This is a genomic window from Acidocella sp. KAb 2-4 (genome assembly GCF_020567705.1).
Lineage (GTDB): Bacteria > Pseudomonadota > Alphaproteobacteria > Acetobacterales > Acetobacteraceae > Acidocella.
In genome coordinates this window covers 170,829-195,283 of record NZ_JAJDJU010000003.1, presented here as the reverse complement: position 1 = coordinate 195,283, position 24,455 = coordinate 170,829, and the positions used below count along the sequence as shown (strand labels likewise).

The window sequence follows — 24,455 nt, the reverse complement described above, 5'->3', positions numbered from 1 at the left end:
CGGCGCGCGCCAAAGCGCCTAACCGCTGCGGAGTTTCGCATTCCGGACCCGGACCACCTACATGTCATATCTCGACCTTGAGGCCTTCCTGCAAGCGCCGATGGCCACTGAGCCGTTCCAATACAGCATTACCCAGGGCTTCATCCGCCCGGCAACGGCGCAGCTCGTGCGTGCCGATTTTCCCGAGATCGAACATTCCGGCCTGCTGCCGGTGGAGGCCACGCAGCCCGGCCCGCATTTCCGCGCCCTGATCAGCGAACTCACCGGCCCGGCCGTGACCGCCGCCTTCTCGCGCAAATTCGGCCTCGACCTCACCGGCCGCCCGACCATGGTAACCCTGCGCGGGCGCTGCGCCGAAAAGGACGGGCGCATCCATACCGACAGCGAGGCCAAGCTCGTCACCGCGCTGCTCTATTTCAACGAAAGCTGGGAAGCCCAGGGCGGCCGCCTGCGCCTGTTGCGCGGGCCGGATGACATCAACGACGCCATCGCCGAAGTCCCGCCTGATCTCGGCACGCTGGTCGCCTTCCGCCGGTCGGAGAAATCCTTCCACGGACATGAGCCCTTCGTCGGCGTGCGCCGCTACGTGATGATCAACTGGATGGCCTCGGGCCTCGCCGCCCAGCGCGAGCTGATGCGCCACAAGATCTCCGCCCAAGCCAAGAAGATGATGCATTATGCTTGATGCCACGCCCACGGCCGCGCATTTTCTGGCCAGCCTGGACGCCGCGCGCGAGGAACCCGCCCCCTACCGCCATTGGCTGCTGGACAACATGCTGCCCGACCGCATGGTGGAGCAAGTCGTCGCGCTGCCCCTCGCCCCGCCGCGGATTGAGGACACCCAAGGCCGGCGCGAAACCAACAACTCCACCCGCTGGTTCTTCGGCGCCGCGCAGCAGCGGGACTACCCGGTCTGCGCCGAACTCGCCGCCGCGCTGCAAAGCCCGGCGGTGGTGCAGAGGCTGGCGCAACGCTGCGCGGTCAACCTCAAGGGCAGCTATCTGCGCATCGAATACTGCCTGGATACGGACGGCTTCTGGCTGGAGCCGCACACCGATATCGGTGCCAAATTCTTCACCATGCTCATCTACCTCACCGACTCGGCGCCGGGCGAGAATTGGGGCACGGACATCTTCGCCTCGCCCGCCGCGCATGTCGGCGCCGCGCCCTTCCTGCGCAATCACGGGCTGATCTTCATCCCCGGCAGCGACACCTGGCACGGCTTCGTCAAGCGCAAGATCACCGGCATCCGCCGCTCGCTGATCGTGAATTACGTGACGCCGGAATGGCGCTCGCGCCACGAGCTGGCCTTTCCCGAAACGCCGATCGGCTAACCCCGCCGCTCAGACCGGAAGGGCGTGGGCAACCTCGTGCCACCCCTCCCAGATCATCTTCAGCGCCACATAAAAGATGATGGCGATGCCCACCCAGGCCAGCCAATGGAAGCGGGTGAGCAGCCGCGCCACCAGATTCGCCGCCAGCCCCATCAACCCGATCGAGAGCACCAGCCCCACCGCCAGCAGCACCGGATGCGCGCGCGCCACCCCGGCCACGCCCAAAACATTGTCGAGGCTCATCGAGACATCCGCCACGATGATGCGCCAGACCGCGCCGCGCAACGTCTGCACCGGGGCGTCGCTCAGCGTACCCGCCTCGCCGCCCTTCAGCTCGCGCGCGGTCTTCCAGGCCACCCAGAGCAGCAGCACGCCGCCCGCGAGCGTCAGCCCGATCACCGCCAGCAGCTGCACCACCACCAGCGCGAACAGGATACGGATCACCGTGGCCCCGATCGTTCCTGCCAGGATCGCCTTGCGCCGCTGCGCCGGAGCCAGCCGCGCCACCGCCAGCCCGATGACGATGGCATTATCCCCCGCCAGCACCAAGTCGATGAGTAGAATCTGCGCCAGCGGCACCAGCAGGGACAAAATATCCATGCCCTGCGCATAGGCGCGGGCTGCCCTGCCTTGTCAATGCCGGGGGACGGGGCTAGGGCGTGCCTGAATTTCCGCCGCTGAGGAGCCCGCCGATGATCCCCCGCTATACCCGCCCGCAAGCCGCCGCCATCTGGACCCAGGAGAACAAGTACAAAATCTGGTTCGAGATCGAAGCCCTGGCCTGCGAGGCGATGGCGCAATACGGCTCGATCCCCGAGGCCGCGGCCAGGACCATCCGCGAGAAGGGCGACGCCGCCATGGCCGTGTTCACGCCCGACGACACCGCCGAGATCGACGCCATCGAGGCCGAAACCCGCCATGACGTGATCGCCTTCCTCACCTGGCTGGCCAAGCGCGTGGGCGAGGATAGCCGCTTCGTGCATCAGGGTCTCACCTCGTCCGACGTGCTGGACACCTGCCTCGCCGTGCAGCTCACCCAGGCCGCCGACCTGCTGCTGGCCGATCTCGACCTCGTGCTGGCGGCGCTGAGGAAGCGCGCCATCGAGCATAAATACACCCTCACCATCGGCCGTTCGCACGGCATTCATGCTGAACCGACCAGTTTCGGCCTGAAGCTCGCTGGGCATTACGCCGAGTTCGCCCGCAACAAGCAGCGCCTGATCGCCGCGCGCGCCGAAATCGCCACCTGCGCCATCTCCGGTGCCGTCGGCACCTTCGCGCATGTCGATCCGCGGGTGGAGGAATACGTGGCCGAGAAGCTCGGCCTCGCCGCCGAGCCGGTCTCCACCCAGGTGATCCCGCGCGACCGCCACGCCGCCTTCTTCGCCACACTGGGCGTGATCGCCTCGGGCGTCGAACGTCTGGCCACCGAGGTGCGCCACCTGCAGCGCTCCGAGGTGCGCGAGGCCGAGGAATTCTTCCATGCCGGGCAGAAGGGCAGCTCGGCCATGCCGCATAAGCGCAACCCGGTGCTCTCCGAAAACCTCTGCGGCCTCGCCCGCCTCGTGCGCGCCGCCGTCATCCCCGCCATGGAGAACGTGGCGCTGTGGCATGAGCGCGACATCTCGCACTCCTCGGTCGAGCGCGGTATCGCCCCGGACGCCACGGTGACGCTGGATTTCGCCCTGGTGCGGATGGCCGGGATGATCGACAAGCTGACCGTCTACCCCGAGCAGATGGCCGCCAACGTCGAGAGCCTGGGCGGGGTGGTGCATTCCGGCGAGGTGCTGCTGGCGCTGACCAAGGCGGGCATATTGCGCGAGGACGCCTACCGGATCGTGCAGCGCAACGCCATGGCCACCTGGACGAAGCTCGGCCAGCCGGAGGCGAAGACATTCCGCGAAAACCTGCTGGCCGACCCTGAGGTGGCGGGCCGCGTCTCCGCCGCCGCGATCGACGCCGCGATGAGCGCCGAGATGCACCACGCGCATGTGGACACCATCTTCAAGCGCGTGTTCGGCTGAGCCGGCGATGCTGGTCGCGTTCCTGTTCGGCGGCGTGTTCGGTGCCTTCTTGCTAGCCCTGCTCATCGGCGGGATGGTCGGGATGGCCCGCAACGCCCCGCCACGCCGCCGCAAGCCGGCCAAAGCCGCGCACGCTGCCCCGCCCCAGGCGCAGCCGCAAGCCATCTGACGCCCCGTGACCGAGATCATCCATGACCACATGCTCGTCGATCCGGCACTGAAGGCCGAGATCGCGGCGCGTTGCCGGGCTGGGCAATTTGGCGATGACCCCGCCCAGGCGGTGCATGAGCTGGGCAGCCTCACCCTGCCCGACGGCACCACGCGGCGCGCGCATCTGCGCCACGCCGCCGATGCCGTGCTGCTCGACGATCACGGCCAGGTCGCGCTCATCACCCGTCTGCATAATCCCGGGCGCGGCAAGCTCGCCGTGCCGGGCGGGTTCATCGACGAGGTCAATGGCAAGGTGGAATCCTCGCGCGCCGCGGCGCTGCGCGAGGCGGTGGAGGAGACCGGCATCGCCCCCGCCCTGCTGGCCCAGGCCGAGATCCGCCAGATCGGCCACCGCCTCTTCGACCGCCCCTTCGACATACGCTGCGCCTGGAACAACATGCCCGGCACCGATATCCGCCAAGGCGAGTTCTTCACCGTCTCCACCCTGGGTTTCCGGGTGAAGCTGCGCGGCGATCTGCGCGAAATGGATTTGCAGGCGGGCGACGACGCGGGCGCGGTGCGGGTGCTGCCCATCGCCGCGCTGCGGCGCGAAGACTTCGCCGTGCCCGATCATCTGGACATGATCCTCGCCGCCGCGCGAGACTAAGCCATGTGCTCGATCATCCTGCGCCTCGCCCCCGAGGGCGTGTTCATCGCCGCCAACCGCGACGAGATGGGCAGCCGTCCCTGGGAGCCGCCGGCCGAATACTGGCCCGGCATCTGCGGCGGGCGGGATACGCTGGCCGGCGGCACCTGGCTGGCCGTCAACCGCGCCGGGGTCGCCGCGGCGGTGCTCAACCGCGAGGGCACGCTCGGCCCCGCGCCGGGCAAGCGCAGCCGGGGCGAGCTGCCGCTGCTGGCGCTGCGCGAGGCCAGCGCCGCGCACGCCGCCGCGGCCATCACGGGCCTGGATGCCGGGCAATACCGCGCCTTCAACATGGTGCTGGCCGATGCCGGCGCGGCCTATTTCATGCGCGGCCTTGGCGCCGGGCGACCCGAGGCGCTGCCCCTGCCGCAAGGGGTAAGCATGATCACCTCCGGCGAACCCAACGACATCACGATGCCCCGCATCGCCCGGCATCTGCCGCGCTTTGCGGCCGCGCCGGTCGCCGAGTGGGGGGCGCTGCTCGCCGATTCCTCCGGCGAGCGCGCGGCGCAGCTCAACATCCTGCCCCCCGATCCGGGCGGTTTCGGCACGGTGAGCGCCACGCTGCTCGCGCTGCCGGGCGGTGGCGTGCCCGCGCATCATTTCGCCGCCGGGCCGCCGCATCTCGCGCCATTCGTTCCGGTCTGCCGCTAACCCGCCCGGCTTGCCAAGCCCGGCACGCTGCTCCATGTCTGCCGCCAGGGGGGCGAAAATGATACGAATTCTGCTGTTGCTCATCTTTGTGCTGGCGCTGGCGGTGCCGTTCTTCAACCGCGCCGCGCCCAGCCTGTTCGGCTTTCCGTTCTTCTACTGGTATCAGCTGCTGGTCGTGCCCCTGGGCTCGGCGCTGATCTACATCGTCTACCGGGTGGAAGACCGCCAGCCCCGCAAGGAGGCCGAGTGATGCAGAACGCCACCGCCTCCATCGTATTTTTCGCGCTCGTCGCCGCGGTGTTGGTGCTCGGCTTCGCCGCCAGCCGCTGGCAGGCGGGCGGCAATCTCGGCCATATCGAGGAATGGGGCTTGGGCGGCCGGCGCTTCGGCACCTGGGTCTCCTGGTTCCTGATCGGCGGCGACGCCTATACCGCCTACACCTTCATCGCCATTCCGGCGCTGATGTTCGGCGCCGGGGCGGTCGGCTTCTTCGCCATGCCCTATACGGTGCTGATCTACCCGATCCTCTACGTCGTCTTCCCCCGGCTGTGGCGGGTGGCCAAGATCCGCGGCTACATCACCGGCCCGGAATTCGTACGTGGGCGCTACGGCAATCGCTGGCTGGCGCTGGCCATCGGGCTCACCGGCATCGTCGCCACCATGCCCTATATCGCGCTGCAGCTCGTCGGTATGCAGACAGTGATCGGCGCGCTCGGCCTGCCGGGGCATCTGCCGCTCATCGCAGCCTTCGCCGTGCTCGCCGCCTTCACCTGGACCGCCGGGCTGCGCGCCCCGGCGATGATCTCCATCGTCAAGGATCTGCTGATCTACCTCACCGTGATCGCGGCGGTCATCGTCATCCCGGCCGAGCTTGGCGGGTTTAGCGCCATCTTCGCCAAGGTGCCGGCGCAGAAATTGCTGCTCGCCGCGCCGCCGCCGGGCTCGGGCGGGGCCTATACGGGCTACGCCACGCTGGCGCTGGGCAGCGCCATGGCGCTGTTCCTCTACCCGCATACCATGACGGGCATCCTCTCCGCCGCCGGGCCGCGCGTGATCAAGCGCAATGCCGTGCTGCTGCCCGCCTATTCGCTGCTGCTCGGCCTGCTGGCGACGATGGGCTTCATGGCCATCGCCGCCGGGGTGAAGGCGATGCCGCAATTCGCCGGGGGCTTCGCAAAATACGGCGCCAGCTTCGCGGTGCCGGCGCTGCTGCTCAACGCCTTCCCGGCCTGGTTCGTGGGCGTGGCCTTCGGCGCCATCGCCATTGGCGCGCTGGTTCCCGCCGCGATCATGGCCATCGCCTCGGCCAACATCTTCACCCGTGACATCTGGACGCAATTCGTCCACGCCCCCTCGCAACAGGGCGAAACGCTGGTCGCCAAGCTGTTCGCCATCGTCACGGTGGTCGGGGCGCTGGCCTTCATCCTGGCCATCCCCGCCACTTACGCCGTGCAGTTGCAGTTGCTCGGCGGCATGTGGATCATCCAGACCTTCCCGGCCATCGTGCTCTCGGTGTTCACCCGCTTCTTCAACGGCTGGGCGCTGCTCGCAGGCTGGGTCGCGGGCATCGCCAGCGCCACCTGGCTGGCGGCGGCGAACCATTTCACCGGCTCCATCTGGGCCTTCCATGTGCTCGGCTTCACCCTGCCGAGCTACATCGCCTTCGCCACCGTGCTGCTCAATATCGTGGTCGCGGTGGTGCTCAGCCCGGCCTTCCACGCCATCGCCGATGACCGCGCCCGGGACGAAACCACCGCGCTCGATTATCTGTAACCGGCCCGGCGGCGGGGATCAGTCCACGATCCCCTCGCGCCCCTCGATCACCATCATGGTCGCGGTCAGAAACGCGACCAGCCGCTTACCGCCATTGCTGTCGGCGAACACCTCGGCCTGGGTGAGAATCAGTGGCCGGCGCGGCATAGGAATGACCAGCCCGGCCGCGCGGTGTATGCTGGGGTCCAACCCGGAGGAACGGCATGTCAGGCTACGCCACGCATGAAGTCCGCAACCAGCCGCCGCCGCTGGAGAATTTCAATGGCTGGGAAAGCGATGCGCCCCTGCGCGACGCGGTGGCTGCGTTTGGCGCGGGTTGGGCGGCGGAGCGCCTTGGCGCGTGCGGGGCGCGCATCGGCGCGGCGCATGTGCAGGAGCTGGCACGGCTGGCCAACCGCTACCCGCCGGAACTGCGCACATATGACCGCTACGGCCACCGCATAGACGAGGTCGCCTTCCACCCCGCCTGGCACGAATTGCTCAGGCTATTGCGGTCCGACGAGGTGCATGCGCTGGGCTGGACGGAGCCACGCCCCGGCGCGCAACTGGCCCGCGCCGCGCTTTCCTATCTCTGGGCGCAGGGCGAGGCCGGGGTGGGCTGCCCGGCGGCGATGACCTTCGCCGCGCTGGCGGCGCTGCGCCACGCCCCCGCCCTGCTGGCGGCGTTTCAGGACAAAATCCTCTCACCGCTTTACGACCCGCGCCCGCTACCGCCCGGGCAAAAGCGCGCGCTCACCGTGGCCATGGCGATGACCGAGAAGCAAGGCGGCTCGGATCTGCGGCAGATCAGCACCGAAGCCCGGCCACTCGGCGGTGGCTGGTATGCGCTTACCGGGCATAAATGGTTCTTCTCAGTGCCGGTGGCCGATCTGTTCCTCACCCTGGCGCGCACCGCGGCCGGGCCGACCTGCTTTCTGGCGCAAGGCTGGCGCGATGATGGCAGCCGCAACTTCCTGCGCCTGCAACGGCTGAAGGAGAAAGCCGGTAACCGCTCCAACGCATCGTCCGAGGTGGAGTTCAGGGGACTGGAGGCGCGCATCGTCGGCGAGGAAGGGCGCGGCATCGCCATCATGCTTGAGATGGCGCATCTCACCCGGCTGGAATGCGCGCTGGGCAGCGCCGGGCAAATGCGCCAGGCGCTGCGTCTGGCCCTGCACCATACCTGGTATCGGACCGCCTTTGGCCGCCGGCTGGTGGAGCAGCCCGCCATGGCCAATGTGCTGGCCGATCTGGCGCTGGAGAGCGAGGCCGCCACCTGGCTGGCGATGCGCGCGGCCGCCGCGCTCGATGCCGCGCCGCGCGATGAGGGCGAGCTGGCCCTGAGCCGCATCCTGGCGCCGCTGGCCAAATACTGGGTGTGCAAGCGCGCCCCGGTGATGATCGCCGAGGCGCTGGAATGCCATGGCGGCAACGGCTTCATCGAAGAGTTCGACATCGCCCGGCTGTATCGCGACGCGCCGCTGAACGGGCTGTGGGAAGGCTCGGGCAATGTCATCTGCCTGGATGTGATGCGCGCCCTCGCCCGCATGCCGCAAGGCGCGGCACTGCTGCGCGGCGAGATCGCCCGCGCCCAGGGCCTGCATCCGGCGCTGGACGCATGGCTGGCCACCCCGCCCCCCGCCGCCGAGGAGCGCGATGCCCGCCGCCTGACCGAAGAGCTTGCCCTGGCTCTGGCGGCGAGCCTGTTACTACGCCACGCGCCGCCCGCCATCGCCGCGGCCTATTGCGCCACACGGCTGGGGCGCAGGGGCGGGTCTGCGCTGGGCACGCTGCCCGGCGAGATCGACCCGGCGCCGATCATCCTGCGCGCCGCCGCCCGCGCGGGTTATTGATCCCGCCCCGCGGTTGCGCCTAGGGTGCGCCGCCGGCCGCCCGGCGCTCTCCATCGCCTTCGCCGGCCCTCCCGGGGGCTGGGTCTTTGCCGGAATACGCATGAAAATCCTCTTCGCCTTCGAGAATGTCCTGCCCAATGCCGAGGCGGATGCGGAAGTGTTCATCACCACGGCCCGCTACCTGGGCGCGCATTTGGAGACAAGCTGGCTGCATGTGCCGGTGGCGCGGGAAAATTTGGGCACCGCTACGGCGCTGGCGGGCATGCCCATTTTGCGCGCCTTCGCCCCGCTGCGCCCCGCCGCGCTGCGGCACTTCATGAGCGGGCTGACGATCGGGCTGCGCCGGGCGTTCCGGCAGGCCGATCTCGTTTACACGCGCAATCTCTGGGTCGCGTGGATGTCCATCCTCTGCGGCCAGCGCGTGGTGTTCGACCATTACCGCCCCTGGCCGGACCAGATTCCGCCGCTGCAACGCTGGCTCTACAAGCTGTTCTGCCACCCGCGCTTTCTCGGCAGCATCTGCCACTCGGAGTACACGCGCCGCAAATATATCGAGCTGGGCGTGCCGGCGGCGAAGCTGCGCTGTGTGCATAACGGCTTCGAGCCGCGGCGCTTCGCGGCGCCAATTCCGCTGGACGAAGCGAAGCGGCTGATCGGGGTGCCGGAGGACGCGAAAACCGTGGTCTACACCGGCCGCGTAAACCACAAGAAGGGGCTGGAGCTGGTGATCGAGGCGGCGAAGCGCCTGCCGCAGCTCACCTTCCTGTTCGTCGGCTCCTATGGCGAGGGGCCGGTCGAGGCCCTGGCCCGCGCCGTGCCGAATATCATCATCGTGCCCTGGCAAAGCGAGGCGACGCTCGGGCGCTATATCTACGCCGCCGATGTGCTGCTGATCCCACCCTCGTTGCAGCCTCTGGCCAAGTTCGGCTCCACCGTGCTGCCGCTGAAGCTGTTCTTCTATCTCGGCTCCGGTCGCCCCATTCTGGCAGGCAACACGCCGGATGTGGCGGAGGTGCTGAAAAGCGGCGAAACCGCCTTGCTCTGCCCACCAGATTCGCTGGACGCGCTGGTGGCCGGGCTGAAGGCGCTGACCGAGGATGACGCCCTGGCGGCGCGGCTGGCCGCGGGCGCGCGCGAGGACAACAAGAACTACACCTGGAGCGCCAGGGCGGAGAAAATCCTCGCCACCATCCAGGCCTGGCGGGCGGATGAGGCGACGCCCAAGCCCGGCCATTGGGGCGATGCTCAGGCCGGAATCTGGAAACGCGAATCGCGGCGCTGGTTCGCGCATTTCGCGCGCACGCGCTCGATCATCCTGCCGCCGGGGGGTTAACCAAGCACCCGCCGCGCGGCGCGGGCGGGCTTCCACCAGCGCAGCGCCGTGGCATCCAGCAGCGTCTCGCCGCGCAGCGTGCGCCAGCCCTCGCGCGGGCCGGGCGGCTGGGCGTAGAGCGTCTCTGCGGTCGGCCAGCGATGCAGGCGCGGCCAAGTCCAGACCCCATGGCGCAGGTAAACCCCGCGTAGCCGCCGGGCCAGCGGCAGATCCGGCGCCACGGCGCGCTTCTCCGCCCAGAGTGGCGCGGCGCCCAGGGTTTGCGCCAATGGCCAGGTGAGCGGCGCGGCATAGTTGGAGAACCACAGCCTGAACCCAAGCTCCCCCTGCAGGGCGGCGACGGCGCGATAGACCTGGATATGCTCGGGATGGCCGTATTCGCCCCAGGGATTATGGGTGTAAACCTCATCCGCCCCGGCCAGAAGCGGCCGCAGCCGCGCCACCAGGGCGACGAAATTCGCGTCATACCGCGTCTGCCCTTCGGCGCTGGAAATCGCAATGCCCGTCGGCGTGAGCGCGGGGTTTCGCCAATCCACCAGCTTGCGCGTGCCGCTCTCCGGCAGCGCCAGATACGCCAACGCCTTCAGCCCCAGCGCCGCCACCGCCCGCGCCCGCGCCGCCGCCATCCTGGGCTTGCCCAGCGCCGCGCCGAAGCACAGCACCACCAGATCGGCCCCGGCGAGCGCCGAACTCAGCCAGAGGATTTCATCATCCGGGTGCGCGGCGACGAGCACGGCGCGGCTCATGCCCCGCCCTCCAGGATTTCGTCGTAGAGATCCTCCAGCGCCGCGGTCTGGAGGCGGATGTCGAAACACGCTGCCGCCCGCGCCCGCGCCGCCGCGCCCATGCGCTGGCGCAGCACCGGATCGGCGAGCAGCGTGGCGAGGGCGGCGGCCAGCGCCTCCGGGTCGCGTTCAGGTGCCAGCAGCCCGGTCTCGCCCTCCGCGATGCCTTCCGGGATGCCGCCGACGCGCGAGCCCACACCCGGCACGCCGGTCGCGGCGGCTTCCAGCATCACCATGCCCAGCCCCTCCTCGCGCCCCGAATCCGTCCGCACGCTAGGCAGCGCCAGCACGGCGGCGCGGCGCATCCAGGCCAACACCTCGCCATGCGCCCGCGCCCCCAGAAACGCGACGCGCGGCGCGATGCCGGCCTCCCGCGCCAGCCGCTCCAGCGCGGGGCGCAGCTTGCCGTCACCGATGATCACCAGCCGAACGGCGGGGAATTGCGCGGCGATCCGGGCGAAGGCGCGGATCAAAAACGCCGTGCCCTTCACCTCCTCCAGCCGCGCCACATGCAGGATGACCGGTTCCTCCTCCGCCAAATCGCGCGGGGTGATGGCGCCGGTATCCACGCCGATATAATGCACGCGCACGCGCTCAGGCGGAAACCCCAGCGCCAGCAGCCGCCCGCGCAGAAAGCCCGAGGCGGCGAGGAACAGCGCTCCCCGCCGCGCCAATGCCCCGCGCCCCAGCGCGTAACGCGCCCAGGCCGGGTTGGCGAGCAGGCCGGGGGTGGAGAGCGTGGCGTCGAACCCATGAAAGGTAGTGAGCAGTGGCACGTCGAGCCTGGCGGCCAGCTTCAGGGCATACACGCCCTCAACGCCAAAATGGGCGTGGATCAGGGCCGGTTCGCGCCCCGCCAACAGGGTTAGATAGGGGCGCGGATCAGCGGAGAGCATGTGCCATGCGGCGGGCAGCAGCCGGGCGCGGGGCGTCCGGTCCTCCAGCGCCAGCACCTCCGCCCCGGCCGGGGCGGCGCCATAGCGCAGCCGGCCGAGATAAAGCGGCTGGTAGCGGCTAAGGCGCTGCGCCTGCTGGGCGATAAACGGTTCCGACAGCTTGAAGAGATTATGGCGGAAGATCCCGACCCTGCGCATCCGCCCTCCTTCGGCCTGGGGCGTGGCTACCGCGCCGCCGCCAAGCCCGGCGCCCCCGCCAGCAGCCCGAGCGCCTGCCCGACCTCGGCGAACAAAGCCACGGCGCGGTCGATCTGCGCCGGGGTATGCGCGGCGCTGACGCTGGAGCGCAGCAGCGCCAGCCCTTTCGGCGTGGCGGGCGGCAGGCTGACATTGGTGTATAGCCCGGCCTCCAGCAGCGCCGCCCAGAAGCCGAACGCGGCCTCCGGCGAGGGCATGATGGCGGAGACCACCGGGCTCGGCTCCGGCCCCAGCGCGAAGCCCAAAGCCTCCAGCCCGCGATACAGCCGCAGCGCGTTGGCGTTCAGCCGCGCCTGCAATTCGGGCTGGGCGCGCAGCTCGTGCAGGGCGGCCTCGGTGGCGGCGATCACGCCGGGCGGCAGCGAGGCGGTGAACATATACGGGCGGCTGACGACGCGCAGGATATCCGCGCCCTCCATGTCGGTGACGCAGAAGCCGCCGACCCCGCCCAGGCTCTTCGAGAAGGTGCCGACGATGAAATCGACATCCGCTTCCACCCCCTCCCGCTCCGCCAGCCCGCGCCCGGTCTCGCCCAGAACGCCGAGCGAATGCGCCTCGTCCACCACCAGATAAGCACCGTATTCGCGCTTCACCGCGGCGAATTCGCGCAAGGGGGCGGTGTCGCCCAGCATCGAATAAATGCCCTCGACGATGATCACCTTGTCGCCCGGCTCGTCCGCGAGGCGGCGCAACCGGTTGGCGAGATCATCGGGGCTGTTATGCCGAAAGCGCGTGACCTGCGCATAGCCGAGGCGCGAACCATCATAGATGGAGGCGTGGGAATCGGCATCGAGCAGCAGATGATCGCCCTTACCCGCCAGCGCCGAGATGATGCCGAGATTGGCTTGATAGCCGGTGGAGAAGACGAGGCCATGCCGCCGGCCGTAGAATTCGGCCAGCGCCGCCTCCAGCCGCTTATGCCCGCCATAGCTGCCATTGGCGATGCGCGAGCCTGTGGTGCCGGTGCCCGCGGCGCGCGTGGCCGCCACGGCCGCCTCCACCACCGCCGGGTCATAGGTCAGCCCCAGATAATTATTTGTGCCGAGCAGCAGCGTCTTGCGCCCGGCGATCAGCGCCTCGGTGGGTGAGAGCACCTCATCGAAAGTCACGTTGAACGGATTCGCGCCAGCCAGTTCCAGCTGGCGGTACTGCTCCGCCACCGGCGCGTATTTATCAAGCAGCGCCATGAGGTTACGCGGCTTGCTTGAGGCGCTGCACGGTGGCGATCAGATCCCCCAGCGTGACCACCTCGGCGATCTTGTCCAGCGGTACGGTGATGTCCAGCTTGTCCTCGATCTCCATCACGAAATCCATCACCGCGACGGAGTCGAGCCCCAGATCCTCGATGATATGGGTGGAGTCGGAGAGCGGACGGTCCTGAGGCAGGGCCGCGCGCAGCGTGCTGAAGATGGTCTCCCGGATTTCATTGGCCTGGTCAGACATGTGGCCCCGCGCAGCTCCTTTGCTGGTTCCTGCATGCCCATTTGGCGAAAGCCGCCCGGTGGCGGGCGCTGATGACAGTCATGCAAGAAAAACTATACAATTCATCTGCCTCTCTATTAAAGAGCGGGCACCGCGTTGTCACGGGCCTAATGGGCGGCTGAGCTCCTTGGCGCCTTGGGGGTGGCCGGCCATCTCAGACAGGCCGGAGAGAATTGGTTTGGCGTCTTGAATATAGACAGATATCTGCTTCGTGAGATCGCGCGGCCCTTCATCGTGATCTTGGCCATCCTGGCCACGTTGTTTGGCGGCTATGGCTTAGCGGGAATCCTGTCTGACGCCGTGAACGGCTTGCTGCCAATACATGTCATTGCCGCTCTCACCGGGCTGAAACTCCTGATCGCACTCGATGTGCTGATCCCGATCTCGCTGTTCATCGCCGTGGTGGCGGGGTTTGGGCGGTTGCAGGCCGATGGCGAGATCACCGCCATGCTGGCGCTGGGCATCGGGCCGCCCAGGCTCGTGCGCCCGGTGCTGGCGCTGGCCTTGGGGCTGGCGCTCGGGGTGGCTTGCCTCTCGGTATTCGCCCGCCCCTGGGCCTATGCCACCTCGCACGACATCTCCCGCCGCGCGGCCATCATGCTCAACGTGAACGCGATGGAGGCGGGCACCTTCTATGCCAGCGCCGATGGCTCGCGCGTCATCTTTCTCAGCCAGCGCGCCGGGCCGCACAGCCAGGCGCGGGGCGTGTTCGTGGCGCGGCGCAGCGGCGGGCATATCGAGGTGATCTTCGCCGACAACGCCGCCCCCGCAGCCCCCGATGCCAGCGGGCAGCGCAAGGTGCATCTCACCGGCGTGCATGTTTATGAATTCGACCGCGACAACCCGGGCAACGACCAGTCTCTGGAAGCCGCGGCATTGAACGTGACCCCCGATGGCACCGTTCCCGCCGCGCCCGGCTATAGCCCGGTGGCGGCAAGCACCGCGCATCTCATCGCCTCCGACCTGCCCGCCGATGTCGCCGAACGGCAATGGCGGTTCTCCACCGGCATTTCCACCCTGCTGCTGGCGCTGCTGGGCGCCCTGCTCAGCCGCGGCCGCCCGCGCCAAAACCGCCACGCGAAATTCGGCCCCGCCATTTTTGCCTATTCGGCCTATTACCTGCTCAGCACCACGGCACGAACCTGGGTGCAGCACGGCGCGGTCGGGCGGTTCCCCGGGCTATGGTGGGCGCCCGCCCTGCTGGCGCTGATTGTCGCGCTGCTCTGGTATGGTCCGGCGCTGCGCCGGCGCTGGCTCGCCCCGCCTGCCAACCCGCCCCGCCCCCGCCTTGCCCAGCCCGCCGGGAGCCGCGATGCTGCTTGACCGCTATATCGGCTGGACGGTAGGCCGCGCCTTCCTGCTCATCACCACCGGCCTGACGGCGCTGTTCAGCCTGCTCAGCTTCGTCGAGCAGCTGGGGCTCATCGGTCAGGGGCGCTACACGCTGCGCGACGCGCTGCTCTACACCCTGCTCACCGCGCCGGCCCGGCTGCTGCCAATCGCGCCCGTCTCCATGCTGCTGGCCACGCTGCTGGGGCTGGGCGGGCTTGCCAGACACTCCGAACTCACCGCCTTCCGCAGCTTCGGCGTGTCGCAGGCGCGCCTCATCGGCGCCGTGGTGCGCCTATGCCTGCCCATCATCCTGGCCCTGTTCATAATCGCGCAATTCATCATTCCGCCCGCGCAGCAGGCGGCCCAGCGCCAACAGGCGGCGGCGCTGGGCGACGCGCTCTCCGGCCTCTCCAATGGCGGCTTCTGGGCCCAGAAAAACGGCGTGTTCCTCAACGTGCAGAGCTTCGCGGGCGGGGCCGACCTGCGCGGCGTGGCGATCTTCACCTTCGGGCCGGATGGCGGGCTGCAAAGCCTGATCGAGGCCGACACCGCCGCCCCGCAACCCGACGGCACATGGGCGCTCAGCGGCATCACCCGCGATACCATCACCAACGGCCAGCCGGTGGCCGACAAACCAGCCAGCCTGATCTGGCAGCCTTTTCTCTCCAGCAAGCAGTTGCAGCTCCTGGCGATCCCGCCCCAAACCATGCCGCCGCTCGCCCTCTACGCCTATGTGCGGCAGTTGAAACACCTGCATCAGGCGGCGCTGCTCTATGAGCAAGCCTTCTGGAGCATGGTGGCGGTTCCGCTATCGCTGATCGGCATGGCGCTGATCGCGGGGCCTTTCGTGTTTGGGCCGCAGCGCGCGGGCGGGGCGGGGCGGCAGCTCGTGATCGGTGCGCTGCTCGGCATGGTGTTTCTCCTGGCACAGGAGATCACCGGCTATGCGGGGCTGCTGCTGGCGCTGAACCCGGCGGTGTCGGCACTGGCGCCGTCTTTGCTGCTCTTGGCGCTGGGCGGCTGGCGGCTGACGCGCGAACTTAACTGACGCGCACGCGCGCCAAAAAGGCGCGGTATTGCGCCCGCTGCGCCTTGAGCAACAGGAGCAGAAGGGCGCTGAAGCCGAAGATTTCGAACAGGAAATACAACGCCGGCAGCTTCAATAGCGCCGCGATGCAGATCCCGAGCGTACGGTAATTGGCGCAGAGCACGCCCCAGCGGCGCACCAGCGGCGCGAAAGCTTCGCGGTAGGCGGCGCGCAACCCGGCCTCGCGCGCCGGCTGAGCCGCCAGCACGGCGCTGAACGCCGCGTGGAATTCCGCCGCCCCGCCAGCGGCCCAAAGCTGCACCCGCGCATAGAGGTGATGCAGATGCCCGGCGACTCCCTGGGGCATGGCGTCCAATTTGGGCAAGGCGGCGGATTGCCGCCCCCAGCCCCAGAAATTGTAATCCTGCCGCTGCATCTCATACGCCGCCGACTGCACCGCATGCGCCACGCCCGACACCGCCACCAGCACCCAGGCCCAGCCGCCCAGCGTGGCGCTCATCGCCACCGCCAGCCCGGCATAAACCGCGGTGAAGGTCACGTAGTCGCAGATACCGTCCAGCACCTTGCCGAGTTCGGAGTAACTCTTGGTCAGCCGCGCGAGTTGGCCATCGGCGCCATCCATCACATGCCAGGCGAGCATCAGCAGAAAGCCGAGGCCCGCGCTCCATGTCTGCCCATAAAACCGGTAGGCGAGCCCGGCCAGAATGCCGCAGCCCATGCCGATCAGCGATACGGCATTGGGCGTAACCCCGAGCTTGGCGAAAACCGGCACCAGCCGCGCCGAAATCGGATGGATGAAATAGAGGTTGGTCGGGTCCTCGATCTCATAGGTGCGCCGCACCGGGTCGGCCCCGGCCAGCCCGGCGGCGTCGCTCATGGTCAGAGGCGGCCTTCGTCCAGCAGCGCCTCGGCCTTGCCGAAGGCGATCGGGTCGTCCACATCCACCCAGAGCCGGTCGCCGATGTCGAACACCCGCGCCTTGCCCCATTCGGCCAGCACGTTCATCGCGCCGGAGATGCTGTCATCGCCGCGCGCCTGAGATTCCTCCAGCGCCTCGAACATCACGGGCGTGCAGCGGAACACCCCGGTGTCGAAGCAATTAAAGTCCCGGATGACCTTACCGATATGCATGAGGCGCTCGCCCTCGCATTTCACGCGGGTTACGTCCTCGGGGTCGTTCAGCGGGTTGGTAATGTTGAAATCCACGCCCAGCGTCACCGTGTCCGGCTCCTGCGGGGCCTCGATCAGGCGGCGCAAAATCTCCGGGTCGACCAGATGGTCGCACATGGTGAGCAGAAACGGCTCATCCAGATATTGCTTGGCGGAGAGCACGGACACACCGTTCGCCCGGTCCCAGGCGCGGTTGAAGATACGGGTGATATGGATACCGGCGCGGCGGGAGAATTCCCCCAGCCGCTCCTGCAACTGCTCCGCGCGATAGCCGGTGACGACGATGAACTCGTCAATCCCCGCGCGCGCACCGTTGGCGATGACGCGCTCAATCAACGGCACACCGCGAATGGGGATCAGCGGCTTCAGCTCGCCCTTCTCACGCAGGCGTGTGCCCTGCCCGGCGGCGACGATCAGGCACTTCATTCGGCGGCGGTCACCGCCAGCGCCGGACGGGTGCGGATGAACGCCTCCGTCATCTCATAGGCCACGTCGTCGGTGTATTGCACCGGCGGATGCTTGCAGAAATACGCGCTCGGCCCGGCCAGCACGCCGCCAATGCCGTTCTCCAGCGCCAGCTTGCAGCAGCGGATCATGTCGATCACCACGCCAGCGGAGTTCGGGCTGTCCTGCACCGAGAGGCGCAGTTCCAGATCCATCGGCACGTCGCCGAACAGCAGCCCTTCCATGCGGATGAAGCAGATCTTGTTGTCGTTCTGCCAGGGCACGTAATCGGACGGGCCGATATGGATATTCTCGTTCTCCATCCGCGTCTTGGCCACCGACTGCACCGCCTCGGTCTTCGACTTCTTCTTGGAGGCCAGACGGTCCTGGTTCTTCATGTTCAGGAAGTCGGTATTGCCGCCGGTGTTGAGCTGGTAGGTGCGCAGCAGTTTCACGCCGCGCTTGGCGAAAATATCGGTCAGCACGCGGTGGGTGATGGTGGCGCCAAGTTGGGATTTGATGTCATCGCCGATGATCGGCAGCCCGGCCGCGGCGAAGCGGTCGGCGAACGCCTTATCGCTGGCGATGAACACCGGCATGTTGTTGATGAAGCCGCACCCGGCCTCCAGCGCGCATTCGGCATAGAAGCGCGCCGCCTGCTCGGAGCCGACCGGCATGTAATTCAGCAGCACATCGGCCTTGCTGTCCTTCAGCAGGGCGACGATCTCGGCCTTGCTCAGCTCGCGGGCGTCGGCGCGGACGAAGGTGCGGTCCTCGTCGTAATTCGCCATATGCTCGGAGATGCCGTCCAGCACCTGGCCCATCTGCACGGTCACGCCGCAATCGGGGATGTCGGCCTGGAACACCTTGGTGCAGTTCGGCTTGGCGAAGATGGCGCGGTTCACGTCCTGGCCGACCTTGCGGGCATCCACGTCAAACGCCGCCACCACCCGGATGTGGTTCGGCTGATAACCGCCGATCTCGGTGTGCATGAGGCCGACCACGCCATCGGCGCAACGCTCCGGCGTGTAATAATAGAGCCCCTGAATCAGGGAGCTGGCGCAATTGCCGATCCCTGCGATCGCAATGCGGATGCCGCCGTTCTTCGCCATCTTCAACCTCGTCTATCTCAAAATTCTGCCCGCGGGCAGCATGTCCTCACAGCCCCTGGCCCTAGAGAAAGCTACACGTCACGGCTCTCGACGGACTGCGGGAAAATCGGGGTGAATCCGAACTCTGCGCGGTAAGTTAAGTCAGCGTGGTACCGCTTTCCGCCATGTGTCGCAAGTGTTACACGCTGGCGAGGTCCGGCAGCAGCTCGCAGACCAGCGCGCTGTAAAGCTGGGTTTGCCGGTGGGCGCGCACATAATCAGGGCTGATCTGCGCCACATAAGGCTTGGTGCGGACCGAGCCATACCAATGCACGATCCGCGTCTCGGGCCGCAGCGCCTGGCGCAGGGCGGCGGCGGCATTGCGGCAGGAGCGGAACCAGTGCTCCGAGATTTCCGGGGCGAAGGGGTAGAAACAGGGCGGCGCATGGATGGCGAGGTCCGGCATTGGCGAGGCGGCCAGCAACGCCTGATAAAGATCCGGCCCCAAAGCATAGGCCCCATGCGCTTGCTGCTCAGGCAATGCAGCCATCTCGCGTAGAGCGGCGACGATCAGAGGGGCGCCGGCCTCTGCGCCCATCACCGCATTATTCACGGCCGGTACATACCAGCCCTCCACTTTACGGAATGCACGCCATCCGCCGGGAGTCAGACGCAATAGCTTGCGCAGCACGTCGAGCCCCAAATGCCGCCCCCAGACCAGCGGCGAGCGGGAATGATAGACCCAGTGCGGCCACACGATCCGCTCTGCGCCCATGAACTGCCGCGCCACCAATAAAGGCATCAGGGGGGCAACGGTGAGAGTATCGACATCCAGATAAATGCCGCCTTGCTGGTGGAGAATCGCGGCCCGCAAAATATCGGCTTTTTGAGCCGGACTTTGCGCACGCCCATACAACCCGCTCAACGCCTCGCCCAGCCCCAACTCAGCCCCCACCGGCCCAAGCAGCGCCGCGGGGTCCAGCCGCGCCAGCCGCACGCCGGGCGCGGCGCGCAAGGCTTGCGTTTCCGGCCCGTCCGCCAGCTCGTCCGTATGGTGCAGGATCACCTCATCCACTCCGGCATGGCGGGCGGCGGAGAGCACGGCGAACACATATGCCCAGGGAAAATGCTGACCAATCCAGCAGAAATGCACGCGCTTCGGAATGGCCATGACAGGGTGCCCAAATGTTACGTTGCGCGGCTGCTAGGCGGCGGCGCGCGGCACTGTCAAGCACCCATGCGGGCAAGCCATTGCCATTCCACCGCGACTCTGTTAGCGGCGGCGGATGGCTGCCATTGTAACTTCCAGGCAATATGACTGAGCCGACCCCGACTCGTCACGCGGGGCTGGTGAAGCGTCTCGCCGATTTCGGCACCATCGCCGAGGCCCTGGACTATGCCGCCCAAGGCCCAACCGGGCTTAATTTCTACTCCGGCAAGGGGGTGCTGACCGAGGCATTGCCCTACGCCACGCTGCGCACCCAGGCCAAAACCCTGGCGCGCCGCCTGCTCGGCGCGGGGCTGAAGCCTGGCCAGCGCGTCGGCCTGCTGGCCGAGAGCGACGGTGATTTCGCCCGCGCCTTCTTCGCCTGCCAATATGCCGGGCTGGTGCCCGCGCCGCTGCCCCTGCCCGCGGCCTTTGGCGGCAAGGCGGGGTATATCTCCTTCCTGCGCCGGATGATCCAGGCGGCCGACGCGCATGCCGTGTTCGGCCCCGCGGTGCTGGCCGAATGGCTGGCCGAGGCGGTGGACGGGCTGGACCTGCGCTGCTCCGGCACCATCGCGGCGCTTGATGCCGCGCCGATGGTGCCCGAGGCCGATCTGCCCGCGCCTGAGTCGCTGGCTTATCTGCAATTTTCCTCCGGCAGCACGCGGTTTCCGCTGGGCGTGGCGGTCACACAACCGGCCTTCATGGCCAACGCCCATTACATGGCCAAATACGGGCTGCAGGTGAATGATGACGACCGCTGCACCACCTGGCTGCCTTATTATCACGATATGGGGCTGGTCGGCTTCCTGCTGATGCCGATGGCGTGCCAGCTCTCGGTCGATATCCTGCCGACGCGCGAATTCGCGCGCCGCCCGCTGCTCTGGCTCTCGCTCATCACGCGCAACAAGGGCAGCATCTCGTTCAGCCCGTCCTTCGGCTACGAGCTTTGCACCCGCCGTGCGAAAACCGCCTCGACCGAGGGCATCGACCTCGCCTCCTGGCGCCGGGCAGGCATTGGCGGAGACATGATCCGCCCCGCCGTGCTCACCCGCTTCGCCGCGCGGTTTGCCGAAAACGGCTTCAACGCCGCCGCCTTCATCCCCTGCTACGGCATGGCGGAGGCAACCCTCGCCCTCAGCTTCAGCCCGGACGGCCAGGGCGCGAAGGAAGACGCGGTGGACGGGCTGGCGCTGGAACACGAGCACATCGCCGTGCCCGCCGATGAGCACAGCGAGCGCGTGCGCCATTTCGTGGTCTGCGGGCGAATGCTGCCGGCGCACGAAATCGAGGTGCGCGGCGATGATGGCGCGTTGCTGCCTGAGCGCGCGGTTGGCCGCATCTTCGTGCGCGGGCCCAGCCTGATGCTCGGCTATTTCGGCGCCCCGGAGGAGACCGCGCGCGTGCTCTCCCAGGATGGCTGGCTGGATACCGGGGATCTCGGCTACCTCACCAACGGGCAGATCGTGATCACCGGGCGGGCGAAAGACCTTATCATCGTCCATGGCCGCAATGTCTGGCCGCAGGACCTGGAATGGGCCGCCGAGGCGGAAATCCCGTCGCTGCGCAGCGGCGATGTCGCGGTGTTTTCCGTCGATACCGGCGAGGAGGAGGAGGTCGTCGTGCTCGTCGAATGCCGCCTCACCGCCCCCGCCGCGCGCGAGGCACTGGCCATGGAACTCACCAATTTCTTCCGTGGCCGCCAGGGTCTGGAGACGCGCGTGGTGCTGGTGCCGCCGCATAGCCTGCCGCAAACCTCCTCGGGCAAGCTCAGCCGCTCGCGCGCCCGGCTGATGTATCTGGAGGGCGCCTTCGAGCCCCGCGCTGCCGCCACCGCGGCGGAATGAGCCAAGCACCGCTCGCCGCCGTCACGGGCGGCACGGGGTTTCTGGGGGTTCATCTCGTTACCGCCCTGGCGCAAGCCGGGTTCCGCCTGCGCCTGCTGGCGCGGCGCGCCCCTGCGCATCCCGCGTTCACGGGCCTCACCTTCGCGACATTGCGCGGCAGCCTGGAGGATGAAGCCGCCCTGGCCGAGCTGGTGCGCGGCGCGGATGTGGTGATCCACGCGGCGGGGGTGATCAAGGCGCATCACCACGCCGCCTTCCTACGCGCCAACCGCGACGGCACGGCGGCCATGGCGCGGATGGCGACACAGATTGCGCCAGAGGCGAAATTCATCCTGATCTCCTCGCTAGCGGCGCGGGAACCGGAACTCTCCGGCTACGCCTTCAGCAAGCAGGCGGCGGAGGCGGAGGCGCGGCAGGGCCTCCAAGCCGCGCGGCTGGCGATCATCCGCCCACCCGCCATCTATGGGCCATGGGACAAGGAAACCCTGGCACTGTTCAAGGCCAGCCTGCGCCCGGTGGCGCCGCTGCTGGGCAACGGCAAGGCCGCCGTGATCCACGCGCAGGACGCGGCGGGCGCCATCGCCGCCCTGGCAGGCGAAAAATTTCGCCCCGGCCTGTTCAGCCTCGCGGATGAACACCCGGAGGGCTACACCCTGCGCGCCCTGCTGGAGGAAGCCGCCCGCGCCACGGGCGGAAAACCGCGCTTTCTGCGCCTGCCCGCCGGGCTGGTGATGGCGGCCGGGCTCGCATCCGAATTATGGGGCAGGACACGCGCCACGCCACCGATCTTCACACGCGGCAAGGCGCGGGAGATTTTGCACCCGGACTGGTCGGTGCGGCCCGATGAGCTGCTGCCGCGCGAGATTTACACGCCGCGCTTCGGGCTGGCCGAGGGGTTTGCGCACACCGCCGCGTGGTACCGGGCGGCGGGCTGGCTGCGCTAGCTCAGACCGCCGTCTCGTACACCCGGTAGGTTTTGTACGCCTTGGCGTCGAGGCTCTCGATCATCCGGCGCATCGGCATGTTGTCCTCGAGGATCCAGGACAGCTCGATATGGGTAAAGCCCATCTGCAGCCCCTCGCGGCGGACCATGTCGATCATCAGATAGGGCAGCAGGCTGCCGATCATGTCCTTGGCGGCGGCGCGGCGCACGCCCATCAGCGGCACGCGCGCGGTCTTCACCCCCGCCACCTTCAGCCGCCAGAGCAGCTTGGCCCAGCCGAAGGGCAGCAGCTTGCCGTCCAGCCCCTTGATCGCCTCGTTTAGATTCGGCAGCGCGATCATGAACGCCACCGGCTCGCCATCGCGCTCGACCAGGCTGGTCATGCGCGGGTTGAGCAGCGGCTTCAGCGATTTGGCGAGGTAATCGGTCTCCGCCTCGGTAAGCGGGACAAAGCCCCAATTATTCGCCCATGCATCGTTGAAGATGGCGGTGACGTTGCGGATTTCCTCCTTGATCCGCTTGAGGTCGAGCGGGCGCACCGTGACCCCCGGCGGCAACGGGCGAGAGAGCAGGCGGCGCACGCTGGCGGGCAGCTCCACCCGCGTGTCGTACAGATAAGCGAAGACATCCTTGGCCTTGACCAGCCCCAGCCCTTCGAGCCGCGCGCCGACATAGGGCCGGTCATGCGGCATCAGCAGCATTGGCGGCGTGTCGAAGCCATCCACCAGGGCGCCGGTTTCCTCGTTGATATTGAGGTTGAACGGCCCCTGCATGCGCGTCATGCCGCGTTCGCGCAGCCAGGCGCGCGCGGTGTCGAGCAATGCCGTGAAAATCTCGGGATCATCCTCGGCCGCCAACATGCCGAACATGCCCGGCGCGTCGGGCCTGAGCGAAAGCGCCAGCTTGTCGATCTGCGCGCTGATGCGCCCAACATCGCGCCCATCGCGCACCGCCAGCCAAAACTGCGCCTCGGCATGGCCGAAAAACGGGTTCTTCGGCCCCAGCGCCTCCTCGCGCTCCATATGCAGCGGCGCGATATAGGCCGGGTCGCCGCAGTGCAGCCGCTCGGGTAGCAGGATGAAGCGCTTCAGTTCTTTCTTGCCGGAAACCGGGATGATCTCGATCTTGCTCATCAGGCCGCGCGCCCCCTCTGCTCCGTCATGGCGCCGGGGGGCTTGTCGCGCGGCGGGGCGCCGGTCAGTTCCATCACCCAGGGGAAACGTGCCGCCTCATCGAGGTCATAGCCCAGGTTGAACACGGTCGGGCTTTTCGGGCAGTCCTTGGCGTTCGGGTGATACGTGCCAAGCATCTTGTCGGGCAAAAAGCTGACGATGCCGTAATTCACCGTCTCGCTGTGGAAATGGTGCAGCAGATGGTCGCGCTTGAGCCGCTGCACGAAGGCGTTTTTCGGCTTGTAGTTGAGGTGCTGGATGCAGTGAAAGAATTCATATACGCAGGTGGTGATGAGCGCCGTGGCGAAGGCCGCCGCCGCGCCGGTCCAGCCCGCCAGGGCGTAGCCGATTGGGCCGGTGATGAGCGCCATGGTCGGGATGGTGTTGAGCGGATCGCCAAACAGCACTTCCAGCTTATGCGGGTCCTGGTGATGGTCGAAATGGATGCGCTTCCACAGCCCCGCGCTCCAGCGCATGCGGTAGAGCCAGCGCCCATGCAGCACATAGCGGTGCAGCCCATACCAGACCAGCGGATAGACGATCAGTACCGCGAGCGCCGGCATCGCGATCTCCAGCCCGCGCCGGGCCTCCAGCACCGCATAAGCGCCAGCAAGCAGCGCCAGTGCCACGTAAAGATTGATGGCGGGATAGGTGAGATACGCCACCCAGAGTTCGGGCAGCGTCATCCGCCCCAGATCATAGCTGCGGCCATGCCAGGCCCGGCCCCAAACGAATTTCTTTGCCATCGCCTTATTTCGCCCAGGCCCCTGAAAATTTTGAAGAATCTCGGGAAAATGCCAGCCAGTGCCAGCCCGCTTTGCATAGCATGCGGGGTCCGGCCAAGGCAAACCACCCCCCGGCGCGCCTGGGCCTCTGGCGGCTGGCGCGCGAACAGCGGTATAGCGAAACCCGGCCACGGGCCGGTTTGTAAGGAGTATCATTCTGGACAGCGAGGTTCCCTCGATCATCCGCAC

The 24,455-nt window shown here is 67.8% G+C and carries 26 protein-coding genes; 14 read left to right on the top strand and 12 right to left on the bottom strand.

Annotation, left to right across the window (positions count from 1 at the left end):
• The first annotated feature begins 61 nt into the window (after positions 1-61).
• Positions 62-685, top strand: a complete 624-nt coding sequence (locus tag LI953_RS04070) for a 2OG-Fe(II) oxygenase (protein WP_227074759.1) — start codon at positions 62-64, stop codon at positions 683-685.
• Positions 678-1,334: a 2OG-Fe(II) oxygenase gene (locus LI953_RS04065; protein WP_227074758.1), complete on the top strand. Its 657-nt coding sequence runs from the start codon at positions 678-680 to the stop codon at positions 1,332-1,334. The genes LI953_RS04070 and LI953_RS04065 overlap by 8 nt, the downstream gene beginning before the upstream one ends.
• A gap of 9 nt (positions 1,335-1,343) precedes the next feature.
• Here LI953_RS04065 and LI953_RS04060 read toward each other — a convergent pair whose 3' ends face one another.
• Positions 1,344-1,934, bottom strand: coding sequence for a YjbE family putative metal transport protein (locus tag LI953_RS04060; RefSeq protein WP_227074757.1), 591 nt, complete (start codon positions 1,932-1,934; stop codon positions 1,344-1,346).
• Positions 1,935-2,026: 92 nt separating this feature from the next.
• On the opposite strand from LI953_RS04060, the gene purB reads away from it, so the two are divergent.
• Genes purB through mctP form a run of 6 tightly spaced genes read left to right on the top strand, consistent with a single transcriptional unit; the run spans position 2,027 to position 6,641 of the window.
• Positions 2,027-3,358 (top strand): adenylosuccinate lyase, encoded by a 1,332-nt coding sequence (purB, locus tag LI953_RS04055; protein ID WP_227074756.1) that lies wholly within the window; start codon positions 2,027-2,029, stop codon positions 3,356-3,358.
• 7 nt (positions 3,359-3,365) lie between these two features.
• Positions 3,366-3,527: a hypothetical protein gene (locus LI953_RS04050; RefSeq protein WP_227074755.1), complete on the top strand. Its 162-nt coding sequence runs from the start codon at positions 3,366-3,368 to the stop codon at positions 3,525-3,527.
• 6 nt (positions 3,528-3,533) lie between these two features.
• Positions 3,534-4,175 carry an NUDIX hydrolase gene (locus LI953_RS04045; protein ID WP_227074754.1) on the top strand — a complete coding sequence of 214 codons (642 nt, stop codon included), beginning with the start codon at positions 3,534-3,536 and terminating at the stop codon, positions 4,173-4,175.
• A 3-nt stretch (positions 4,176-4,178) separates the two neighbouring features.
• Positions 4,179-4,868: an NRDE family protein gene (locus LI953_RS04040; RefSeq protein WP_227074753.1), complete on the top strand. Its 690-nt coding sequence runs from the start codon at positions 4,179-4,181 to the stop codon at positions 4,866-4,868.
• Between the two features lie 58 nt (positions 4,869-4,926).
• Complete coding sequence (locus tag LI953_RS04035; protein WP_227074752.1) at positions 4,927-5,118, top strand: DUF3311 domain-containing protein; 192 nt, start codon at positions 4,927-4,929, stop codon at positions 5,116-5,118.
• Positions 5,118-6,641 carry a monocarboxylate uptake permease MctP gene (gene mctP / locus LI953_RS04030; protein ID WP_227074751.1) on the top strand — a complete coding sequence of 508 codons (1,524 nt, stop codon included), beginning with the start codon at positions 5,118-5,120 and terminating at the stop codon, positions 6,639-6,641. Before LI953_RS04035 ends, mctP begins: the two co-directional genes overlap by 1 nt.
• A gap of 18 nt (positions 6,642-6,659) precedes the next feature.
• On the opposite strand, the gene LI953_RS15395 is transcribed toward mctP, so the two are convergent.
• Positions 6,660-6,788, bottom strand: coding sequence for a hypothetical protein (locus tag LI953_RS15395; protein ID WP_255643046.1), 129 nt, complete (start codon positions 6,786-6,788; stop codon positions 6,660-6,662).
• A 56-nt stretch (positions 6,789-6,844) separates the two neighbouring features.
• Here LI953_RS15395 and LI953_RS04025 point away from each other — a divergent pair, with 56 nt between their 5' ends.
• Both LI953_RS04025 and LI953_RS04020 read left to right on the top strand, forming a co-directional pair.
• On the top strand, positions 6,845-8,473 hold the full coding sequence (locus tag LI953_RS04025; RefSeq protein ID WP_227074750.1) for an acyl-CoA dehydrogenase family protein: 1,629 nt from the start codon (positions 6,845-6,847) through the stop codon (positions 8,471-8,473).
• Between the two features lie 100 nt (positions 8,474-8,573).
• Complete coding sequence (locus LI953_RS04020; protein WP_227074749.1) at positions 8,574-9,806, top strand: glycosyltransferase; 1,233 nt, start codon at positions 8,574-8,576, stop codon at positions 9,804-9,806.
• Here the strand turns inward: LI953_RS04020 and LI953_RS04015 are convergent.
• The 4 genes from LI953_RS04015 to LI953_RS04000 are packed head-to-tail and all read right to left on the bottom strand — an operon-like array spanning position 9,803 to position 13,188.
• The gene (locus tag LI953_RS04015; RefSeq protein ID WP_227074748.1) at positions 9,803-10,552 is read right to left on the bottom strand and encodes a PIG-L family deacetylase; all 750 of its coding nucleotides are present in this window, start codon (positions 10,550-10,552) and stop codon (positions 9,803-9,805) included. The two genes, LI953_RS04020 and LI953_RS04015, sit on opposite strands and share 4 nt — an antisense overlap.
• The gene (locus tag LI953_RS04010; RefSeq protein ID WP_227074747.1) at positions 10,549-11,685 is read right to left on the bottom strand and encodes a glycosyltransferase; all 1,137 of its coding nucleotides are present in this window, start codon (positions 11,683-11,685) and stop codon (positions 10,549-10,551) included. Before LI953_RS04010 ends, LI953_RS04015 begins: the two co-directional genes overlap by 4 nt.
• Positions 11,686-11,711: 26 nt before the next feature.
• Positions 11,712-12,932 carry a serine palmitoyltransferase gene (gene spt, locus LI953_RS04005; RefSeq protein ID WP_227074746.1) on the bottom strand — a complete coding sequence of 407 codons (1,221 nt, stop codon included), beginning with the start codon at positions 12,930-12,932 and terminating at the stop codon, positions 11,712-11,714.
• 4 nt (positions 12,933-12,936) lie between these two features.
• Positions 12,937-13,188 (bottom strand): acyl carrier protein, encoded by a 252-nt coding sequence (locus LI953_RS04000; RefSeq protein WP_227074745.1) that lies wholly within the window; start codon positions 13,186-13,188, stop codon positions 12,937-12,939.
• 225 nt (positions 13,189-13,413) lie between these two features.
• On the opposite strand from LI953_RS04000, the gene lptF reads away from it, so the two are divergent.
• Positions 13,414-14,550, top strand: coding sequence for an LPS export ABC transporter permease LptF (gene lptF / locus LI953_RS03995; RefSeq protein ID WP_227074744.1), 1,137 nt, complete (start codon positions 13,414-13,416; stop codon positions 14,548-14,550).
• A complete protein-coding gene (lptG, locus tag LI953_RS03990) occupies positions 14,540-15,607 on the top strand; it encodes an LPS export ABC transporter permease LptG (RefSeq protein WP_227074743.1) in 1,068 nt (355 codons plus the stop codon). The genes lptF and lptG overlap by 11 nt, the downstream gene beginning before the upstream one ends.
• Here lptG and LI953_RS03985 read toward each other — a convergent pair.
• The 4 genes from LI953_RS03985 to LI953_RS03970 all read right to left on the bottom strand — a co-directional run bounded on the left by LI953_RS03985 (position 15,600) and on the right by LI953_RS03970 (position 19,483).
• Complete coding sequence (locus LI953_RS03985) at positions 15,600-16,484, bottom strand: CDP-alcohol phosphatidyltransferase family protein (RefSeq protein ID WP_227074742.1); 885 nt, start codon at positions 16,482-16,484, stop codon at positions 15,600-15,602. The two genes, lptG and LI953_RS03985, sit on opposite strands and share 8 nt — an antisense overlap.
• Positions 16,485-16,486: 2 nt before the next feature.
• Positions 16,487-17,203 carry an NTP transferase domain-containing protein gene (locus tag LI953_RS03980; protein ID WP_227074741.1) on the bottom strand — a complete coding sequence of 239 codons (717 nt, stop codon included), beginning with the start codon at positions 17,201-17,203 and terminating at the stop codon, positions 16,487-16,489.
• Positions 17,200-18,333, bottom strand: coding sequence for an inositol-3-phosphate synthase (locus LI953_RS03975; protein ID WP_227074740.1), 1,134 nt, complete (start codon positions 18,331-18,333; stop codon positions 17,200-17,202). Before LI953_RS03975 ends, LI953_RS03980 begins: the two co-directional genes overlap by 4 nt.
• Positions 18,334-18,511: 178 nt before the next feature.
• Entirely contained in the window at positions 18,512-19,483 is a 972-nt protein-coding gene (locus tag LI953_RS03970) for a glycosyltransferase (protein ID WP_227074739.1), read from the bottom strand.
• 143 nt (positions 19,484-19,626) lie between these two features.
• Between LI953_RS03970 and LI953_RS03965 the strand changes: the two genes are divergently transcribed.
• Together LI953_RS03965 and LI953_RS03960 are read left to right on the top strand one after the other, a co-directional pair.
• On the top strand, positions 19,627-21,366 hold the full coding sequence (locus LI953_RS03965) for a fatty acyl-AMP ligase (protein ID WP_227074738.1): 1,740 nt from the start codon (positions 19,627-19,629) through the stop codon (positions 21,364-21,366).
• Positions 21,363-22,310, top strand: a complete 948-nt coding sequence (locus LI953_RS03960; protein ID WP_227074737.1) for an NAD(P)-dependent oxidoreductase — start codon at positions 21,363-21,365, stop codon at positions 22,308-22,310. Before LI953_RS03965 ends, LI953_RS03960 begins: the two co-directional genes overlap by 4 nt.
• A gap of 1 nt (position 22,311) precedes the next feature.
• On the opposite strand, the gene LI953_RS03955 is transcribed toward LI953_RS03960, so the two are convergent.
• Together LI953_RS03955 and LI953_RS03950 are read right to left on the bottom strand one after the other, a co-directional pair.
• Positions 22,312-23,442 (bottom strand): dATP pyrophosphohydrolase, encoded by a 1,131-nt coding sequence (locus LI953_RS03955; RefSeq protein ID WP_227074736.1) that lies wholly within the window; start codon positions 23,440-23,442, stop codon positions 22,312-22,314.
• A complete protein-coding gene (locus LI953_RS03950) occupies positions 23,442-24,227 on the bottom strand; it encodes a sterol desaturase family protein (RefSeq protein WP_227074735.1) in 786 nt (261 codons plus the stop codon). The genes LI953_RS03955 and LI953_RS03950 overlap by 1 nt, the downstream gene beginning before the upstream one ends.
• Positions 24,228-24,455 lie beyond the last annotated feature (228 nt).

Coding starts and splice junctions, on each gene's coding strand:
- LI953_RS04070 (WP_227074759.1), top strand. CDS start 62: ATGTCATATCTCGACCTTGAGGCCTTCCTGCAAGCGCCGATGGCCACT.
- LI953_RS04065 (WP_227074758.1), top strand. CDS start 678: ATGCTTGATGCCACGCCCACGGCCGCGCATTTTCTGGCCAGCCTGGAC.
- LI953_RS04060 (WP_227074757.1), bottom strand. CDS start 1,934: ATGGATATTTTGTCCCTGCTGGTGCCGCTGGCGCAGATTCTACTCATC.
- purB (WP_227074756.1), top strand. CDS start 2,027: ATGATCCCCCGCTATACCCGCCCGCAAGCCGCCGCCATCTGGACCCAG.
- LI953_RS04050 (WP_227074755.1), top strand. CDS start 3,366: ATGCTGGTCGCGTTCCTGTTCGGCGGCGTGTTCGGTGCCTTCTTGCTA.
- LI953_RS04040 (WP_227074753.1), top strand. CDS start 4,179: ATGTGCTCGATCATCCTGCGCCTCGCCCCCGAGGGCGTGTTCATCGCC.
- LI953_RS04035 (WP_227074752.1), top strand. CDS start 4,927: ATGATACGAATTCTGCTGTTGCTCATCTTTGTGCTGGCGCTGGCGGTG.
- mctP (WP_227074751.1), top strand. CDS start 5,118: ATGCAGAACGCCACCGCCTCCATCGTATTTTTCGCGCTCGTCGCCGCG.
- LI953_RS15395 (WP_255643046.1), bottom strand. CDS start 6,788: ATGCCGCGCCGGCCACTGATTCTCACCCAGGCCGAGGTGTTCGCCGAC.
- LI953_RS04025 (WP_227074750.1), top strand. CDS start 6,845: ATGTCAGGCTACGCCACGCATGAAGTCCGCAACCAGCCGCCGCCGCTG.
- LI953_RS04020 (WP_227074749.1), top strand. CDS start 8,574: ATGAAAATCCTCTTCGCCTTCGAGAATGTCCTGCCCAATGCCGAGGCG.
- LI953_RS04015 (WP_227074748.1), bottom strand. CDS start 10,552: ATGAGCCGCGCCGTGCTCGTCGCCGCGCACCCGGATGATGAAATCCTC.
- LI953_RS04010 (WP_227074747.1), bottom strand. CDS start 11,685: ATGCGCAGGGTCGGGATCTTCCGCCATAATCTCTTCAAGCTGTCGGAA.
- spt (WP_227074746.1), bottom strand. CDS start 12,932: ATGGCGCTGCTTGATAAATACGCGCCGGTGGCGGAGCAGTACCGCCAG.
- LI953_RS04000 (WP_227074745.1), bottom strand. CDS start 13,188: ATGTCTGACCAGGCCAATGAAATCCGGGAGACCATCTTCAGCACGCTG.
- lptG (WP_227074743.1), top strand. CDS start 14,540: ATGCTGCTTGACCGCTATATCGGCTGGACGGTAGGCCGCGCCTTCCTG.
- LI953_RS03985 (WP_227074742.1), bottom strand. CDS start 16,484: ATGAGCGACGCCGCCGGGCTGGCCGGGGCCGACCCGGTGCGGCGCACC.
- LI953_RS03980 (WP_227074741.1), bottom strand. CDS start 17,203: ATGAAGTGCCTGATCGTCGCCGCCGGGCAGGGCACACGCCTGCGTGAG.
- LI953_RS03975 (WP_227074740.1), bottom strand. CDS start 18,333: ATGGCGAAGAACGGCGGCATCCGCATTGCGATCGCAGGGATCGGCAAT.
- LI953_RS03970 (WP_227074739.1), bottom strand. CDS start 19,483: ATGGCCATTCCGAAGCGCGTGCATTTCTGCTGGATTGGTCAGCATTTT.
- LI953_RS03965 (WP_227074738.1), top strand. CDS start 19,627: ATGACTGAGCCGACCCCGACTCGTCACGCGGGGCTGGTGAAGCGTCTC.
- LI953_RS03960 (WP_227074737.1), top strand. CDS start 21,363: ATGAGCCAAGCACCGCTCGCCGCCGTCACGGGCGGCACGGGGTTTCTG.
- LI953_RS03955 (WP_227074736.1), bottom strand. CDS start 23,442: ATGAGCAAGATCGAGATCATCCCGGTTTCCGGCAAGAAAGAACTGAAG.
- LI953_RS03950 (WP_227074735.1), bottom strand. CDS start 24,227: ATGGCAAAGAAATTCGTTTGGGGCCGGGCCTGGCATGGCCGCAGCTAT.